Raw genomic sequence first — 16,877 nt, 5'->3', positions numbered from 1 at the left:
TTAACAAAGTCCGTTGATCCCGTCCCCGGATCGCCAGGTCCGATCAGCCGGCCGGGAAGGTGGTCTGATCGTTGCTGCGCGGCGGGGAGACGTTCAGGATCGCGTCGGTGCCGCCGTCGACCAGGATCACGGTGCCGACGAGCAGGCTGGACTCCGGAGCCAGCAGGAACGCGATCAGAGCCGCGACCTCCTCGGGGCGGCCGGGGCGGCCCAGTGCGTTCGGGTAGACGTCGGCGAACGGCCCGAACACCGGGTCCTCGCGGAGCTGGTCGGTCATCGGGGTGGCGATCAGGCCGGGGGCGATCGCGTTCACCCGGATCCCGCTGCCGGCCCAGGCCTCCTTGACGCCCTCGGTGCGCGCCCAGGTGGCGATCGCGAACTTCGACGCCGGGTACATCTCGACCGCCTCGTGGGTCGCGGCGAGCGTGCGGGCGCGGCCCTCGTCGTCGCTCAGGCAGGCCTCGACCACGCCGTCGCTGACCCAGCCGGGCTGGCAGGTGACCGAGTTCGAGGCGATCAGCACGACCGAGGCGGCACCGGACTTCGCCAGCAGCGGTCGCAGGCCGGTGGCCAGGCTGATCGCGCCGAAGTAGTTCACCGAGACCAGCAGCGCCGGGTCGACCCCCGAGAGGCCGGCGATCCCGGCGCAGGGGATCAGCCCGTCGATCCCGTCCGGGGCCAGCTCCTGCACCCGGCGGACCGCCGCGGTCCGGCCGGACTCACTGCTCAGGTCGGCCTCGATCCACTCGAGGGTGTCGGTCGACGGGCCGGGCGCCCGGAGGTCGACACCGATGACCCGGTGCCCGTCGGCCTGAAGCCGCTGAGCGGTGGCGGCGCCGATCCCGGACCCCGCCCCGCTGATGACATAAGTACTCACGCGCCCTATTGGAACTGAAACAGGTTCTAGTGTCTAGGTTGAGTAGGCCCTTCTTGTCCGCCGAGTAGGCCCTGCGGGACGTTGAGTGGGCCCTTCAGGTCAGCTCGGCGGCAGCGTGGCGAACCGGTACGAGCGCCGCGCCACCAGCTCGGGCACGTCGCGGTGGACCAGCCCGCCGAGCTCCTGCTCCAGCACCGCCCCCACTCGGCGGCAGAACGCCTCGGCCTCGTCGGCGGCGTCCGGCTCCTCGGGAATGATCCGGTCGACCACCCCGGCCGCCTGGAGGTCGATCGCCCGGATCCGCTGGGCCCGCGCCATCTCCGGGGCATGCTCGGTGTCGCGGTGCACGATCGCACTGGCGCCCTCGGGGGGCAGCGGGGAGAGCCAGGCGTGCTGGGCGGCCACGACCCGGTCGGCGGGCAGCAGCGCGAGCGCCCCGCCGCCGTTGCCCTGGCCCAGCATCAGGCAGAGCGTCGGCGCCTCCAGGGTGACCAGGTCGGCGAGCGAGCGGGCGATCTCTCCGGCCAGCCCGCCCTCCTCGGCCTCCGGACTCAGCGCCGCGCCGGGGGTGTCGATCACGGTCAGCAGCGGAATGCCGAGCTCGACGGCCAGCCGCATCCCGCGACGTGCCTCGCGCAGCGCCCCGGGCCCCATCGGCTTCGACGGGGTCTGCCCGCGACGGTCCTGGCCGAGGAAGACGCAGGGAGCGTCGCCGAACCGGGCCAGCGCGATCATCAGGCCGGGGTCGGCCTCGCCCTGCCCGGTGCCGTTGAGCGGGACGACGTCGGTGGCGGCGTACCGCAGCAGCCGCCGTACGCCGGGTCGGTCGGGCCGGCGGGAGCGGACCACGGCGTCCCAGGTGTCGACCTCCGGGAGCGGTCCCTGGGCCGGCGGCGGCCCGGGGTCGGCGGGACGGGCGAGCAGGATCGACAGCGTCCGGTCCAGCAGGTCGGCGATCTCCTCGGCCGGGACGACGCCGTCGATGATCCCGTGCGCGTAGAGGTTCTCGGAGGTCTGCACGTTCGCCGGGAACGGCTTGCCGTAGAGCGCCTCGAAGACCCGGGGGCCGAGGAACCCGACGAGCGCGCCCGGTTCGGCGATGGTGACGTGACCCAGCGATCCCCACGAGGCCATCACGCCGCCGGTGGTCGGGTTCCGCAGGTACACCAGGTAGGGGAGTCCGGCGTTCTTGTGGGCGGCGATGGCCGCCGAGATCCGAATCATGTGCACGAATGCCGGCGTGCCCTCCTGCATCCGGGTGCCGCCGCTGACCGGTGCGGCCACCAGCGGGATGCCCTCCGCGGTCGCGCGCTCGATCGCGGCGACCAGCCGGGTCGCGGCGGCCTGGCCGATCGAACCGGCCAGGAACGAGAACTCGCCCGCCAGGACGGCGATCCGCCGTCCCCGGATCCGGCCCTCGCCGGTGAGCACCGACTCGTCGGCGCCCGACTTCGCCCGGGCCGCCTCGAGGTCGGCGGCGTACTCCGGCGCGACGTCGCCGTAGACCGGCGGGGTGTCCCAGGGCGCCCACGAGCCCTGGTCGAGGACGAGCTCGATCAGGTCGCGAGCGCTGAGACGGGGCACGCGCGGATCGTAGCGCTCAGGAGGCGGTCGAGGTCACGTTCGGGACGCAGTCCAGGCCCTTGCGCGAGCGTGCCGGGCCGAGGTCGACGGTGATGGGCCGCGACGAGCGACCGTCGACCACGACCGTGACCTCGCCGCTGTCCACGACCTCGCCGGTCGCCCGCCTGGCCAGCGAGATGCTGACCCGGTAGCTGCGGTCGACGCCGTCGGTGTTGGTCAGCACACCCCGGGCCGACCAGCCGGCGCGGGTGCCGGAGCACCGGAACTCGTCCAGGTCGGCAGCGGCTCCGGTCCAGTGCGCCGAGGACGTCGGGCGCTCCGGCGCGGGCTTCACCGGGTGGTCGCCGGGATCGGGTACCAGGTACCCGATCCCGGCGACAGCGGCGGCCGTTGCTACTGCCGCCGCACCCAGGACGACGTACCGCGGAGAGGAGCGGGTACGTCGCTTCCTGGTGTGGCCCGTCACGACTGAGCGGTCCTCCGTCGTGACGACCACAGGACCAGGCCGCCGCCGGTGACCAGCGCCAGGGCCAGCGCGATCAGCAGCGAGAGGCCTGTGGGCATCCCGGTGTCCGGCAGGCTCGCCGGCGGCAGCACCTCGGTGTCGACGGTGACGGTGTCGGTGCCGCTCTCCTTCGGGCCGTCGACGTGCGGGTTCGTGACCACGACCGTCGCCACGTTGCTGACGTAGCCCGCAGCGACGTCGGCGTCGGTGATGACGTACCCGACCTCGGAGCGGCAGGTCCGGTCCTGGCCCGCTGCCAGGTCGCCGGGCGGGCAGAGGACCGCGATCCGGGCCCGGGTGAGCAGCGGGTCGTCGACGCGGACGTCGCGCAGCGTGGTCTGGCCGGTGTTGGTGACCGTGAACTCGTAGTAGACCTTGTCGCCGGCGTCGACCAGCTTGTCGCCGTCGACGTCCTCGATCGAGCTCACCCGCTTGTCGAACCGGACTCCCGGCACCGGCGGGGTCTCCACCGGGGTGGTGGTCTCGCCGGGGTTGGAGGGGACGTCGTCGGTCGGGTCCTCGGGGTTGCCGCCGGGCTTCTCGCCCCGGGCGGTGGCGACGTTGTGGACCGATCCGGCGGTGACGTCCTCGGCGGTGATGACGTAGCCGGCGTCGGCCTTGCAGGTGGTGCGTTCGTCGATCGCGAGGGTCGTCGTCGGGCAGGTCACCGGGATGGTGGCGAGCATCGGGTCGTCGACGCGGACGGCGGTGAGGACGGTCTGGCCGGTGTTGTGCAGGTCGAACTCCCACCAGATCTCGTCGCCGGCGTCGTTGACGCCGTTGCCGTTCACGTCACGGACCTCGGCGACGCGCTTGGTGAGCGCGAGGCCGGGCACCGGGGTCTCCTCGACCGGCGTGGTGGTGTCGGACGGGCCGGAGGGGACGTCGTCGGTCGGGTCCTCAGGGTTGCCGCCGGGCTTCTCGCCGGTCGCGGTCGCCACGTTGTGCACCTGGCCGGCGGTGACGTCCTCGGCGGTGATGACGTAACCCTCGTCGGCCGCGCAGGTCACCCGGGCGTCGACCGCCAGCGGCCCGGCGGGGCAGGTGACCGGGATCGACCGACCGGACAGCAGCGGGTCCTTGACCTGGAGGTCGGTCAGCGGGACGGCGCCGGTGTTGTGCAGGTCGAACTCCCACCAGATCTTGTCGCCGGCGTCGTTGACGCCGTTGTCGTTCACGTCCTGGACCCGGGCGATCCGCTTCTCCAGGTGCAGCTTCGGCGCGCAGAAGCTCTCCGCGACGGTGGCCAGCGCGTCACCCGCGGCGCCGAACGAGGCGGCCTGGTAGTAGTCGGCGGCGTCGGCGTTCGTGCCGTCGTACTTGGTCGGTCCCGAGATTGCGGCGAGGTTCAGGGCGTCGGCGTCACCGGTCAGCAGCGTGCCGATGCCGACGGCCAGCACCCGGGTCCCCTGGGACTTGAGCAGGTTCGCCGAGAAGATGCTGTACTCCATCTCCTTGAACCGGTCCCAGCTGGAGTTGAACGACTGCTGCGGGCTGCCGTAGACGGACGGGTGTCCGTCGGTCACCACGACTGCGACGTCGTACTGGGGGGAGGCCGTGCCGGCGGCGAACATGCCGGCGTCCCAGTTGGTGCCGCCGCCGACCGCCCAGGAGGCGTAGCCGGCCTTGACCGCGTCGGCGCCGGTCTGGGTTTCCACCGGAGCGAGGGCAGGGTGGTTCGGGGTGCCGTTCGGGGCGGGGCTGCCGTTCGAGAACGAGAAGGTCGCCACCCGGCTGTTGGTGCCGACCAGCCCGTCGACCAGTGCATCCGCGGCGTGCTTGAGCTCGGGGAGCTCCTCGCCGACCGAGGACGAGAGGTCGAGGATCAGGGCGACGTCCAGACCGCAGCCGGAGCGCACCGACGGATTCACCCGGGAGGACTGCCAGATCCCGGAGGACGCGCCGAGGTTCGTCATGTTCGCGGTGGTCTGCGGGGCGAACATGAAGTCGCGTTGGGAGAGGTAGGTCGCGCCGGCCCGCAGCTCGGTCCCGGTCTCGAACAGGTACGGGCGCGCGGTGCCTTCCGAGTTGGCGCCGCCGGTGCTCAGCGACGGGTTGACCAGCCAGCCCGCCGGAGCCGCGAGCTGGCGTACGACGAACCGACGGTCCTCGTTCGCCCCGCCCGGGTCGGTGTCGGGAACCACGAACGAGCAGTCGCCGCCTGCGTCCGACGTGCAGGTGGCCCACGGCTCGGCGATCGGGTCCTGTGCGGTGGCGTCGGCGTACAGGGCGAGCTTGACCCCGGCGAGGCGGGACACGGCGGTGGCGCCGATGCCGCCGCTGAGCCGGTCGCCGCCGGTGCGCACGCTGATCACCGCCTCGTCGCCTGCCGGGGTCGGGACCGCGGCGGAGGCCGGCACCTGGGTGACGGCGGCCAGCAGGCCACCCACGAGCAGGGCGGGCAGGGCAGAGCGGATTCGGGTGTTTCGCATCAAGGGCTCCCAATGAGTGAACGGACGTGGCGCCCCCCAGCGCCATACGTTCAATGACCCGAATTGCATGCTCAGATGACGAAACCGGACGGATTGTGACCCGCTTCACGTCCCGGACCGGTCCGGGACCACCTCTCGCGCTCAGCCGAGCTGCTTCTCCAGCAGGCTCACCAGGTGCCCCTGGGCCTCCTCCTGACCGACCTCGAGGTAGCCGCGACGGTGGTGGAACGCCAGTGACGGCTCGTTCGGCGGGTCGAGGTTGACCTCCAGGCACATCACCGGGCCGCGGGAGCGCGCTCGGGCCTCGATCGCGTCGTACACCCGGGTGGCGACGCCGGACCGCCGGACCGCCGGGTCGACCACCACCCGGTCGAGGTAGAGGAAGGCCGGGTTCCGGTCGGCGAACCAGCGGTAATTGGTCGAGTCGTAGGCGGACCCGGCGGCGAAGGTCAGCACGAACCCGACGTCGACGCCCTGGTGGCCGATCACCGCGCCGAGGTCGCTCCAGGCGAGCAGCTCCGCCAGCCGGGCCTCGTCCAGCGGGGAGAGGAGCTCGACGTTGGCCTCGTTCCAGGAGAGGACCGCCGCGTGGTCGGCGGGCGTGATCGGGCGGAGCAGGGACTCGTCCATGGCTCCGACCCTACTGACGCCGAAGAGCCCGGCCCAGCAGTGCTGGACCGGGCTCCTCGAGCAGTGCCTGCTACCTGATCCTGACCTTGAGCAGGACCGACTTCGCGGTGGCCGACGTCGTTCCCCGGAAGTAGATCCCGTAGTACTTGGATCCCTTGGGGAGCTTCTTGCCGACCAGCAGCCGGACCTTGCCGTTGACGACCTTGCCGGACGCGACGACCTTGCCGAGGCGCTTGACGTCGACCCGGCCCCCGTCCACGACCGCGCCCGGAGCCGAGACTCGGACGGTGAAGAAGGTCTTCTTGGCAGCGCCCTTCGTCACCCGGAGCGAGAGCGCCGAGCGCACCTGACCGACCTTGACCGTGACGGTGCCGGCCTTGGCGGCCCCCAGATCGTCGGTGGCCGTGTAGCTGAACGAGGTCGTCCCGACGTACCCGACCGGAGCGGTGAACTTCACCGATCCGCCGGTGACGGCAGCCGTGCCCTTCGCCGGCGTCCCGACGCTGTAGGTGATCGGGTCACCGTCGGCGTCGTTGCCCTTCAGCGCCAGCGTGACCGCGTGCCCGGAGGTCGTGGACCCGCTGACCGCGGCCGACGCCGGGGTGCGGTTGCCGGTGAAGGTGGTGCGGACTCCATCGAAGGTGATGTCGCTGATCTTCCCGTTGCCGCCGTTGTCCTGGTAGACGCCGTAGCCGATGACCTTGGCCGAGGGGATCTGGCTGAGCAGGTCGCCCAGCAGCATCGGGGTGTTCGCCGCGATGGTGCCGATCGCCTTGCTCGAGATCCACTCCTGGCCGACGTCGACCCGGTTGAGACCCGGTACGGCGGGAGCCGCGGGCCGCAGCGTGGCGAACTTGGTCTGACCCGAGTCCGGGTCGGCGGCGAACAGCGCCACCTGGAAGTGCACCGGACCGGAGACGACCGTGTACGACGCCCCGGTGAGGGCGGTGACCAGGTTGACGCCGTTCGGGCTGTCCAGGTCGTTGCTGTTGTTCGGGTAGCCGTTGAGCAGCTGGGACCGGGTGGCGCCGAGGTTCAGCTCGGTGCTGTCCGGGTCCGCGGTGATGGTGCCGCCGGCAGCACCCTGGTGCCAGCCGGCGTAGGTGCTCTCGTCGGCGCGGATGTCCCGGGCCCGGAGCACGGAGGTCGTGCCCGGTGCGGTCTCCGGCTCGGCGAAGTCGTAGGACCGGTTGGCGAAGGTGATGTTGCTGACCGTCGCGGCGGTGCCGGCGTTGGTGAGCACGCCGAAGCCGATCGTCTTGTAGTGGCCGAGGGCGTCGATCAGGTCACCCAGCGGGGCGTCGGTGTTCGCGGGGATCGCGCCGACCGGCTTGCTGGACTGCCACTGGTCGCCGAACGCGAAGGTGTTCGTGCCGGCTCCCGCGCCGCTGTTGCGCAGGGTCGCGAACTTCACGCCGTCGCCGTTGTCGAACTTCACCGCGACTTGGAAGAAGACCGGGGCCGAACCCGCGGCGACCGTGTAGCTGGCGTCGGGGAGCGTCCAGCGCAGGTTCGCGTTGACCGCGTTCAGGGCGTCGGTGTTGTTCGCGTAGCCCTTGAGGACCTGCGACTTTCCGGCGAGGACGAGGCCGTCCGCGGTGACCTGCTGGGCCGCCGTGGCGTTGTCGTAGCCCTGGTGCCAGGAGGTGTAGGTGGCGGCGGTCTCGAACCGGCGCACGTCGGCGTTCTGCACGTCGGTCGTCTGCGGGGTGCCGGCGACGAACTGGTACGTCGTCCCGTCCCAGGTGATCGACGAGACCGTCGCGCTCGAACCCTCGGTGGTGAGGACGCCGAAGGCCAGCGTCTTGTACTTGATCCCCTGGAGCTCGGCCAGGATGTGCGAGAGCTCGTACGGCGTGCCCGCGTCGAGGCCGACGACCGCCTTGGACGAGACCCAGTCGTCGCCCGTGCTGACCGAGGTGTCGCCGGTGCTCGGGTCGGCCGGCCGGAGCGTCGTGAAGACGGGCGCGGTGGCCGCGTTGTTGTCGTCGTCGATGAACATCGGCACCTGGAAGTACGCGCTGCCCGCGGTGACGTCGTACTCGGTGGACGGGAGCACGCTGGCGAGGTCCGCGTTCATCCCGGAGCCGGTGATCCCGGTCGCGGCGTTGTCGAGGTACCCGTTGATGACCTGGGACTTGCCGGACATCATCAGGCCGCTGGACGTGGCGGCGGCGGACTCGGACGCATTGGCGTAGCCCTGGTGCCAGCCGGCGTAGGTGGACTCGTCGCCGCGGATGTCCTCGGCTCCGACGTTCACGGTGGTCGCGGCACCGGCCGGGGCCGGGTTGACGACCAGCAGCATGCCGGTGACGACAGCGCTGGTCACCACGCCCACGCTGACGCGTCGGGCGGTGTGGCGCCCCTGCTTCCTGATGTTCATTGCTCTCCTGTGGTCGGCGGGAGTGATCCGCCAGTAACGCAGGTTTCGCGACCGCCGCGAAAGGACATTTCAGGAATCCGGAGAAAATGAAACCGCTCAGAGCCGTAAAGCCGGGCCCTGGCTCCGCCACCACGCGAGCATGCCGCGGACGTCCTCGAGCTCGGGCCGGTCGAGCAGCTGCTGATCGATCGATCCGCTGAGGCCGAGGGCCATCGTCACGCCGCCCTGAGCCGTCGGGTCGGCGAGCTGCGCGAGGACGCCGGGACCGGGCTCGATCGGGATCCGGGCGTGCGCGCGGGAGTTCCACAGCGCGCGCCGTACCTCGGGGTCCTGCTCGGCCAGGGCGAGGGTCTCGAGACGTTCGGGGTCGGGCGGCGGGATCAGGTACTCGTTGAGGTTGGCCAGCCGGGTCCGCCATACCGGGTCGGTCTCGCTCTCGAAGGCGTCCAGCAACGATCCGTTGATCGCGTCCTGGACCCCGGCCGTCATCATCAGCAGCGACGCCTCGTGCCGGACCAGGCGGGACCGGCCGCCGAGGGCGTTGTCGACCAGCGGCTTGGTGACCTCGACCTCGAGGTGCGCCTCGGCCCAGGCGGGCAGGTCCTGGCACAGGTGCTCGCGACGGGCCGCCACCTCGCCGCGGTCGAGCAGCGGTTCCGGCAGCGGCGCCCGGTCCCGGAGGATCTCGGTGATCCACTCGTACCCCTGGCGCGCCACCGGCGACTCCGCGGTCCGCAGCTGCTCGGCGAGCTTCCGGCCGACCTCGGGATCGGACCGGAGGATCAGGCTCACCGCGTCGCCGAACATGCCGGTGGTGCCGGCCGAGATCATCGCCGTCAGCTCGTCCAGCATCGCGTTGTCGAGCCGCGACATCGAGGCGAGCAGGTGCAGCGCCTCGAAGCGCAGCAGGTAGCCGGTCCCGATCGACCGTGCCAGCTCCACGATCAGCCGGCGGGCGAGCAGCCGGGTGTTCGCCGGGGTGAGGTAGAAGTAGCCGTTGGCGACCGCGAACGCCGCCATCGCGTACCAGTCCGACCCGGAGACCGGGCGCGCGGTGACCGCCCGGTCGAGGATCTCGTAGACGTCCTCGGCCTCGACCGCCTGGACGACGTCGACGGACGGCTCGCCGGCGAACCGGTCCTCAGCGATCCGGCGCTGCCGGTCGTTGACGGCGAAGAGCAGGTAGGGCTCCAGGCCGGTGCCCTCCTCGTACGCGCGCAGCAGGCGGTGCGAGCCCCGCGAGTGGCCGTACTCCCAGCGGCTCAGCCGACTCGCCGACGCGGTCAGCTGACGGTCCTCGAAGGCGGCGACGAAGCGCTCCCGGCCGGCGTCGGTCTCGAAGGCCCGGAGCCGGGAGACGCGCATCACCCAACGGGTGCCCTGGTGCAACATCGCCACGCCCTCCCTCGCCCGTCCCGAGAACAATTCCGCCGAGTGTAGGCAGCCGGTCCGACGCGAGGGCCGGAATCGACGAGGACGCTACGGGTAGCTGATTCCGGTGGCGCGCTCGCTCAGCTCCCACAACGCCGTCAGCGCCGCGGCATCGTTGACGAAACGGCGTCGCGGCTTCACCACGACCGGCAGGCCGCCCATCTGACCCGGTCCGCCCGGGCCGACGTAGCTGGCCCCGGGGAGGTCGGCCGTCGCTGCCATCAGGGTGGGCAGGGCGCCGAGCTCGGCCCGCTGGCCGATGACCCGGGTGGCCGCCGCCATGAACCGGCCGCCGAGGCCCCCGCTCTTGCCGACCAGCTCGGTGGCGGTGTAGCCGGGGTGCGCGGCCTGGGCGGTCACCGGGAGGTCGGCGGCGCGGAGCCGGCGCTCGAGCTCGTGGATGAACATCAGGTCGGCGAGCTTGGACTCGCCGTAGCTGCCCCACTTGGAGTAGCGGCGGGTCTGGGTGCGGGGGTCGTCGAGCGGGACCCGGCGGGCGATCCGGTGGGCGTGCGAGCCGACCGAGACGATCCTGCCGTTGCCGGACGCGACCACCTGCGGGAGCAGCAGCCCGGTCAGCAGGAACGGGCCCAGGTGGTTGGTGCCGAGCTGCATCTCGAAGCCGTCGACCGTGCGGGCGTACGGCAGCGCCATCACGCCGGCGTTGTTGATCAGCAGGTCCAGCGGGCCCAGCTCGGCCGCCTCGGCGGCTCCGCGTCGTACCGAGGTCAGGTCGGCGAGGTCGACCCGGACGCTGTGCAGCACGGCGTCGGGGAGCTCGTCCTGGAGGTCGCGGGCCGTCCTGGCGAGCTTCTCGGGGGAGCGGGCGACCAGCACGACCTCCGCGCCGGCGCGGGCGAGCTCGAGCGCGGTGGAGGTGCCGAGCCCGGCGGTGACGCCGGTGACCAGCGCCCGCTTGCCGGACAGGTCCGGCAGGTCGGCCAGGGTCCAGGGGGTGGACGACCTCACGGGGTCACGCTGAAGTTCGCGAGCACGGCCCGCCCGAGCTCGGCGTCGCCGTCGTACGCCGGCGCGGTGGCCTCGACCGGACGGCGGCCGCCCGCGAGCACGACGAAGTCCTCGGCGGAGACGGTGATCCGGACGGTGGCGTCGTCCAGCGGGTCGACCGGCTGGGCACGGCCGTCGTCGCCGACCCGAGCGGACCACGTCGTCCCGGCCTCGGGGACGTCGAGGCGCACGCTGGTGCCGGCCGGGGCGCCGACGCGCTTGCCGAGCACCATCGGCAGGGCGCCGCCGAACCGGGAGATCGCGTGCTGCGCCGGCACGGTGCCGTAGCCGCCGGGCACGCCGACCGCGCGACGGATGTCCTGCTCGTGCATCCACACGTCCAGCGGCCGGTTGCTCAGCAGCGTGTTGTTGTCCCAGGGGATGCCGCCGGGAGTCCGCGGCGGCGCTCCGGCGCCGTCGGTCGGGGGATCGGCGAGCAGCTCGGCGTGCCGGGTAGCGGCCGCCTGCTCGATCTCGTCCGCGAGCTCGGTCATCGTCCGGTCGCGCCGGGCCAGCACGCCCTGCTCGGTGTAGAAGCCGGTGAGGCTCTTGATGTGCGGCGCCTCGGCGACTTCGATCGTCTCCTCGGCTGCGCCGGCGAGGACGCCCTCGAGGTGCGCGGTGTGCGCCACGTTGTCCTTGACGTCCCAGCCGTCGAGGTCGGTCGGCAGGTTCCACTGGTCCTCGGGGACGTCACGGACCAGGGTCAGGAACTCGGCGATCGCGGCGCGCCAGGTCTCGACGAGCTCGGCCAGACGGGGTGCATCGTTCATGGCAGCAGCCTAGGGGGTGCCCGGAGGGGGTCGTCCGCGAAACCGGATGCGCATCCTTGCGGACCTGGCTACGTTCGTGGCATGGCCCCGCAGTACCGACGTTTCGTCGCCCTGGGCGACTCGCAGACCGAGGGCTGCAACGACCCCGACCCGGCCGGCGGGTGGCGCGGCTGGGCGGACCGATTCGCGGAGCGGCTGGCGGCCACGACCAGCCCGGAGCTGACCTACGCCAACCTCGCCGTCGGCGGCTGCCGGTCCCGGCACGTGCGCCAGATCCAGCTCCCGGCGGCGCTGGCGCTGGAACCCGACCTGGCCTCGGTGGTGGTCGGGATGAACGACCTGCTCCGCCACGACTACGACCTGGAAGCGACGGTCGCCGAGGTCGAGGAGACCTTCGCGGCGTTGCGGGCGACCGGGTGCCGGGTACTCACGATGACCTTCCCGGACGTCGCCCTGATGCTGCCGGTGATGCGCTGGTTGCGCCCGCGGGAGGAGCAGCTGAACGGGCGGCTCGTCGAGGCGGCTGCCCGGCACGGGGTCGAGGTGCTCGACCTGTTCAGCCTGCGACTCAGCGCCGACCCGGCGATGTGGAGCCACGACCGGATCCACGGCAGTTCCGTCGGGCACGCCCGGATCGCGGCCGGGATGTGCGAGCTGCTCGGGCTGCCGGACAGCGACCACGCCTGGGCGGTGCCGGCCTCTGCGCCGATGACCGGCCTGACGGTGGCGCGGCGCGATGCCTGGTGGGTGGCGACCTTCGTGGCCCCGTTCCTGGCCCGTCAGGTGCGCGGCGCCGGGAGCGACAAGGGTGCCAAGCGGCCGCAGCTGCTGCCGGTGCGGTCACCCGAAAACGACGAGGGGTCTCGACAGGCTCGACCCGCGGAGGTCGAGCCTGTCGAGACCCGGTGACTGCTCCCGCGGAGGTCGAGCCTGTCGAGACCCGGTGACCTAGCTCAGAAGCTGGCCTCGTCGAGCTCCATCAGCGACAGGTCGGTCGCCTCGGCGATGGCCACCTCGGCGGTGAGCTTCGGCAGGTTGGTGCGGGCGAAGAACTGCGCCGCCGCGACCTTGCCCTCGTAGAACGCCTTGTCGGCCTCCGACACGTCGCCGGCCAGCTTCTCCAGGGCGACCTCGGCCCCGCGGAGCAGGAGCCAGGCGCAGACGACGTCACCGATGACCATCAGCAGGCGGCTGGTGTTGAGGCCGACCTTGTAGATGTTCTTGATGTTGCCGCCCTCGGCGGACTCGTCGGCACTCATCAGCGTGTTGATCAGGATGCCGGTGAGGGCACCGGCGTCCTCGAGCGCCTTGGCGAGCAGCTCGCGCTCCACCTTGAGGCGACCGTTGCCGGCCTCGCTCTTGATGAAGGCGTCGATCTCGTTGTTGATGTGCGTCAGCGCCTTGGCCTGGTCCTTGACGATCTTCCGGAAGAAGAAGTCCTGGCCCTGGATCGCGGTGGTGCCTTCGTACAGGGTGTCGATCTTGGCGTCGCGGACGTACTGCTCGATCGGGTACTCCTGCAGGAAGCCGGAGCCGCCGAGGGTCTGCAGCGACTCGGTGCCGAGCAGCACCCAGGAGCGCTCCGAGCCGTAGCCCTTGACGATCGGGAGCAGCAGGTCGTTGACCTTCTCGGCGAGCTCGTCGCGCTCGCCGTTGTGCTCGGCGATCTGGATCTTGTCCTGGTACGACGCGGTGTAGAGCACCAGCGCGCGCATCGCCTCGGAGAACGACTTCTGGGTCATCAGCGAGCGGCGGACGTCGGGGTGGTGGGTGATGGTGACCCGCGGGGCGTCCTTGGCCTGGTTGGTCAGGTCGCCGCCCTGGACGCGCTCCTTGGCGTACTCCAGCGCGTTCAGGTAGCCGGTCGACAGGGTGGCGATCGCCTTGGTGCCGACCATCATCCGGGCGTTCTCGATGACCTGGAACATCTGCGCGATGCCGTTGTGCACCTCGCCGACGAGCCAGCCCTGGGCAGCCTCGCCGCCGCCGACCTGCGGGTCGCCGAAGGTGACCTCGCAGGTGTTGGAGACCTTGATGCCCATCTTGTGCTCGACGTTGGTGACGTAGGCGCCGTTGCGCTCACCGGTCAGCTCGCCGGTCTCGTGGTCGAAGTGGTGCTCCGGCACGATGAAGAGGCTCAGGCCCTTGGTGCCCGGGCCGCCGATGCCTTCGATGCCCTGCGGGCGGGCGAGCACGAGGTGGATCACGTTCTCGGTCATGTCGTTGGTGGCCGAGGTGATGAAGCGCTTGACGCCGGTGATGTTCCAGGAGCCGTCGTCGTTCAGGGTCGCCTTGGAGCGGCCGGCGCCGACGTCGGAGCCCGCGTCGGCCTCGGTGAGGACCATGGTGGCGCCCCACTGCTTCTCGACCATCAGGCGGGCGATCTGCTTGTCGCGCTCGGTGCCGTTGCGGTGCACGACGCCAGCGAAGCTCGGGCCGGCGGCGTACATCCAGATCGGGGCGTTGGAGCCCAGGATCAGCTCGCCCATGGCCCAGTTGATCGAGGACGGGGCGGGGGTGCCGCCGAGGTCCTCGTTGATCTGGAGGCGCCAGAACTCCGAGTCCATGTACGCCTGGTAGCTCTTCTTGAACGACTCGGGCAGCGGCGCCGAGTTGGTCTTCGGGTCGAAGACCGGCGGGTTGCGGTCGCTGTCCTCGTACGACGCGGCGAGGTCCTCGCGGGCCATCCGGTCGATCTCGGCCAGGATCGAACGAGCGGTGTCGCTGTCGACCGCCTCGAACGGGCCGGTCCCGAGGATCTCGTCCCGGTTCAGAACCTCGAAGAGGTTGAACTCGATGTCCCGCATGTTGCTCTTGTAGTGGCTCACAACCCACCCTTTTCATTCATCAGATGTGCTGACCGCAGGTTTGCTACCGGCCAGTAACAACAAGTATGCGTCGCGTTGCACGCTCGTGCAAGCGGAACCACGACTCGTGTGATGAAGGCCAAATCCGCATCCCTGCGGGGGATCTGGGTCCCGAGGGCGGGTTCCGGCACTGCCCGGGCGCGGATCGTGCCCGAAGTCCGGCGACGTGCTCGGCGCGGTCTGCGGGCGGAGCGGGCCGGGGGAGCGCTCAGCCGAGACCGGCGAGGAACTCTTGGACGCAGGCGTTGATCCGGGCCGGGTCCTCGAGCGTGCTGACGTGGCCGACGCCGGCGAGGATGTCGAGCCGGGATCCGCTGATCGCGGCGGCGATCGCCTCGGCCTTGGCCACCGGGGTCGCGACGTCCTCGGAGCCGACGATGACCAGGGTGGGCGCGGTGATCCCGCGGATCTCATCCCCGAGCGCGGCCCGGTCGGTGACGCCCCGGATCGCCTTCTTCACGCCCTTGCGCTGCTGGGTGGCGAGCTCGGCGGTCCAGGTGTCCACGGTGGCCTTGCCGGCGTCGGTGTCCATGAACGCCGGGGTGAACATGATCGGCGCGACCTGCCCGAGCAGCGGCTTCATCCCGAGCACGCCGTAGATGGTGGCGAGCAGCCGGTACTTCGAGACCTTCTCCGGATCCTCCGGCCCGGCGCTGGTGTCGATCAGGGTGAGCGAGCGGATCAGGTCCGGGCGGCGGGCACCGAGCCGGAGCCCGACGAACCCGCCCATCGAGAGCCCCAGGTAGTGCACCGGGCCGACGTCGAGGTGCTCGATCAGCGCGGCCGCGTCGTCGTACAGGGTGTCCATGTCGTAGCCGGACTCGGTCGGCGGCGTCGCACCCTGCCCCCGCCAGTCGATCGCCACGCACCGGTACGACGACCGCAGCGCCTCGATCTGGTGCCGCCACATCGTGGTGCTGAACAGCAGACCGTGTCCCATCACCAGCGTCGGCGCGTCCGGCCGCCCCGCCGGCGCCCCGCTGTCGGTGATGTTCAGCCGGATCCCGTTCACGTCCACGAGGGTCATGCCCGGAACCTAACACTGTTGAATCGGCCCTTGTTGTCGGTCGAATGGGCCCAATAGTCGGTCGAGTGGGCCCCTCTAGTCGCCGAGACGCTCGCTGACCCAGTCGACGAGCGACCGGGCAGCGGTCCAGTCCTTCCGTACGGCGTCCAGCAGGTCGGCGGTGTGGATGATCGGCGCGAAGCCGTAGTCCTTGCCGACCGTGAGCGACCGGTGCCGGAGCAGCTCGATGCGCGGGTGATCGGCGTCGTACCCGCGCGGCGAGGTCTTCAACCGGTCGCCGCCGACGGTGAAGCCGGCCTTCGTGAGCTTGGCCAGGATCCGTTCGAGCTGCTTGCCGGTGGCCTCGTTGTCGATCGAGGTCCGGATCCGGGCCAGGTCGGAGGAGCTGGCGTCGTAGAACCCCGCCCCGGTGCGGACCCCGCGCGCCGCGATCTCGACGTACCAGCCGCACGCCGGTCCGGCGCCGACGAACGCCCCCTGGTTGGTCTTGTACGGCGTCTTGTCCTTGGCGAACCGGACGTCGCGGAAGGGGCGGAAGACCTTGGCGGCTCCGAACTCGGGCGCCAACGCATCAGTGAGCGCGGTCATCGGTGCCTTGACCGAGTCAAGGTACGTCGGCTTGTGGGCTTCCCAGAAGGACTTGGTGTTGTCGATCTCGAGGTCGTCGTAGAAGTCGAGCGCCGCCTCGGGGAAGCCGGTGAAGTCGGTCATGGCACTGAGCCTAGGTCCGGTACGACGTCTGCCACGATGGCGAGGTGACCAACTACCACCGCATGTACCGACTGGGGTTCACTCCTTGGGAGCGTTACAGGGCTGCGGCGGCCGAGAGCATCAGTGACCTGCTGGACCGTGAGGAACGCTCGCGCACTCGTCCTTGGGGCCGGGCGCTCGACCTAGGCTGCGGGCGCGGTCAGTACACCCCGGAGCTGGCTCGGCGAGGCTGGCAGGCCGTGGGCGTCGACTACGTGCCGGACGCGATCGCCGCTGCTCAGCGGCAGGCGCCGGAAGGCGTGACCTACGTGGTCGGAGACGTCACCGATCTGTCCGCCTCGAATCTCGGAACGTTCGACTTCTTCCTCGATGTCGGGTGCTTCCAAGGCTTCGACGCGGCGCAGCGCCTTGCCGAAGGGCGAGGAGTCTCCGCTCTGGCCAACCCGGGGGCGACGCTTCTCATGCTCGAGTTCGGGCCGACGAGAATGCGTCGGCTGGTCGGTGGGGTCTCGCAGGCCGAGGTTCAGGATGCGTTCCCTGGCTGGGAGCTTGTTGACGTCACGCCGGCGGAGACCGCCGGGCTCGGATGGCCGATGAACCGGACCGCGCCGCAGTGGTTCAGGTTGCGGAAAGTCTGAGCCGGTGTCGC

General features: G+C 71.0%; 14 protein-coding genes. 2 read left to right on the top strand and 12 right to left on the bottom strand.

The window, feature by feature from the left end:
• Window positions 1–43: 43 nt before the first annotated feature.
• From EFK50_RS19530 to EFK50_RS22555, 9 genes are all read right to left on the bottom strand, one after another.
• Window positions 44–877, bottom strand: a complete 834-nt coding sequence (locus tag EFK50_RS19530) for an SDR family oxidoreductase (RefSeq protein WP_123229264.1) — start codon at window positions 875–877, stop codon at window positions 44–46.
• Between the two features lie 99 nt (window positions 878–976).
• On the bottom strand, window positions 977–2,461 hold the full coding sequence (locus EFK50_RS19525) for a carboxyl transferase domain-containing protein (RefSeq protein ID WP_123229263.1): 1,485 nt from the start codon (window positions 2,459–2,461) through the stop codon (window positions 977–979).
• Between the two features lie 16 nt (window positions 2,462–2,477).
• Window positions 2,478–2,927 carry a hypothetical protein gene (locus EFK50_RS19520; RefSeq protein WP_123229262.1) on the bottom strand — a complete coding sequence of 150 codons (450 nt, stop codon included), beginning with the start codon at window positions 2,925–2,927 and terminating at the stop codon, window positions 2,478–2,480.
• Complete coding sequence (locus EFK50_RS19515) at window positions 2,924–5,398, bottom strand: vWA domain-containing protein (RefSeq protein WP_183407925.1); 2,475 nt, start codon at window positions 5,396–5,398, stop codon at window positions 2,924–2,926. Before EFK50_RS19515 ends, EFK50_RS19520 begins: the two co-directional genes overlap by 4 nt.
• A 141-nt stretch (window positions 5,399–5,539) precedes the next feature.
• A complete protein-coding gene (locus EFK50_RS19510; RefSeq protein ID WP_246004246.1) occupies window positions 5,540–6,028 on the bottom strand; it encodes a GNAT family N-acetyltransferase in 489 nt (162 codons plus the stop codon).
• Between the two features lie 70 nt (window positions 6,029–6,098).
• Window positions 6,099–8,411: an Ig-like domain-containing protein gene (locus EFK50_RS19505; protein WP_123229260.1), complete on the bottom strand. Its 2,313-nt coding sequence runs from the start codon at window positions 8,409–8,411 to the stop codon at window positions 6,099–6,101.
• A gap of 96 nt (window positions 8,412–8,507) precedes the next feature.
• Window positions 8,508–9,809: a hypothetical protein gene (locus EFK50_RS19500; protein ID WP_148046239.1), complete on the bottom strand. Its 1,302-nt coding sequence runs from the start codon at window positions 9,807–9,809 to the stop codon at window positions 8,508–8,510.
• 81 nt (window positions 9,810–9,890) lie between these two features.
• The gene (locus EFK50_RS19495) at window positions 9,891–10,811 is read right to left on the bottom strand and encodes an oxidoreductase (protein ID WP_221177489.1); all 921 of its coding nucleotides are present in this window, start codon (window positions 10,809–10,811) and stop codon (window positions 9,891–9,893) included.
• Complete coding sequence (locus EFK50_RS22555; RefSeq protein ID WP_123229257.1) at window positions 10,808–11,623, bottom strand: maleylpyruvate isomerase family mycothiol-dependent enzyme; 816 nt, start codon at window positions 11,621–11,623, stop codon at window positions 10,808–10,810. The genes EFK50_RS19495 and EFK50_RS22555 overlap by 4 nt, the downstream gene beginning before the upstream one ends.
• An 81-nt stretch (window positions 11,624–11,704) precedes the next feature.
• On the opposite strand from EFK50_RS22555, the gene EFK50_RS19485 reads away from it, so the two are divergent.
• The gene (locus EFK50_RS19485) at window positions 11,705–12,532 is read left to right on the top strand and encodes an SGNH/GDSL hydrolase family protein (RefSeq protein WP_123229256.1); all 828 of its coding nucleotides are present in this window, start codon (window positions 11,705–11,707) and stop codon (window positions 12,530–12,532) included.
• Window positions 12,533–12,576: 44 nt separating this feature from the next.
• On the opposite strand, the gene EFK50_RS19480 is transcribed toward EFK50_RS19485, so the two are convergent.
• The 3 genes from EFK50_RS19480 to EFK50_RS19470 all read right to left on the bottom strand — a co-directional run bounded on the left by EFK50_RS19480 (window position 12,577) and on the right by EFK50_RS19470 (window position 16,228).
• Window positions 12,577–14,451 (bottom strand): acyl-CoA dehydrogenase, encoded by a 1,875-nt coding sequence (locus EFK50_RS19480; RefSeq protein WP_123229255.1) that lies wholly within the window; start codon window positions 14,449–14,451, stop codon window positions 12,577–12,579.
• A 247-nt stretch (window positions 14,452–14,698) separates the two neighbouring features.
• A complete protein-coding gene (locus tag EFK50_RS19475; protein WP_123229254.1) occupies window positions 14,699–15,517 on the bottom strand; it encodes an alpha/beta fold hydrolase in 819 nt (272 codons plus the stop codon).
• Between the two features lie 75 nt (window positions 15,518–15,592).
• Window positions 15,593–16,228 carry a DUF2461 domain-containing protein gene (locus tag EFK50_RS19470; RefSeq protein WP_123229253.1) on the bottom strand — a complete coding sequence of 212 codons (636 nt, stop codon included), beginning with the start codon at window positions 16,226–16,228 and terminating at the stop codon, window positions 15,593–15,595.
• A 44-nt stretch (window positions 16,229–16,272) separates the two neighbouring features.
• Here EFK50_RS19470 and EFK50_RS19465 point away from each other — a divergent pair, with 44 nt between their 5' ends.
• Window positions 16,273–16,866: a class I SAM-dependent methyltransferase gene (locus EFK50_RS19465; RefSeq protein WP_221177488.1), complete on the top strand. Its 594-nt coding sequence runs from the start codon at window positions 16,273–16,275 to the stop codon at window positions 16,864–16,866.
• Window positions 16,867–16,877: the final 11 nt, after the last annotated feature.

It is taken from the genome of Nocardioides marmoriginsengisoli, assembly GCF_003725695.1.
Taxonomy (GTDB): Bacteria; Actinomycetota; Actinomycetes; order Propionibacteriales; family Nocardioidaceae; genus Marmoricola; species Marmoricola marmoriginsengisoli.
Note: the sequence above shows the minus strand (reverse complement) of the source record. Positions and strands in the feature narration are given on the sequence as shown.

Excerpts from the sequence above, each read along its gene's own strand:
- EFK50_RS19515 (WP_183407925.1), bottom strand. The coding sequence starts at position 5,398 with ATGCGAAACACCCGAATCCGCTCTGCCCTGCCCGCCCTGCTCGTGGGT.
- EFK50_RS19510 (WP_246004246.1), bottom strand. The coding sequence starts at position 6,028 with ATGGACGAGTCCCTGCTCCGCCCGATCACGCCCGCCGACCACGCGGCG.
- EFK50_RS19505 (WP_123229260.1), bottom strand. The coding sequence starts at position 8,411 with ATGAACATCAGGAAGCAGGGGCGCCACACCGCCCGACGCGTCAGCGTG.
- EFK50_RS22555 (WP_123229257.1), bottom strand. The coding sequence starts at position 11,623 with ATGAACGATGCACCCCGTCTGGCCGAGCTCGTCGAGACCTGGCGCGCC.
- EFK50_RS19485 (WP_123229256.1), top strand. The coding sequence starts at position 11,705 with ATGGCCCCGCAGTACCGACGTTTCGTCGCCCTGGGCGACTCGCAGACC.
- EFK50_RS19475 (WP_123229254.1), bottom strand. The coding sequence starts at position 15,517 with ATGACCCTCGTGGACGTGAACGGGATCCGGCTGAACATCACCGACAGC.
- EFK50_RS19470 (WP_123229253.1), bottom strand. The coding sequence starts at position 16,228 with ATGACCGACTTCACCGGCTTCCCCGAGGCGGCGCTCGACTTCTACGAC.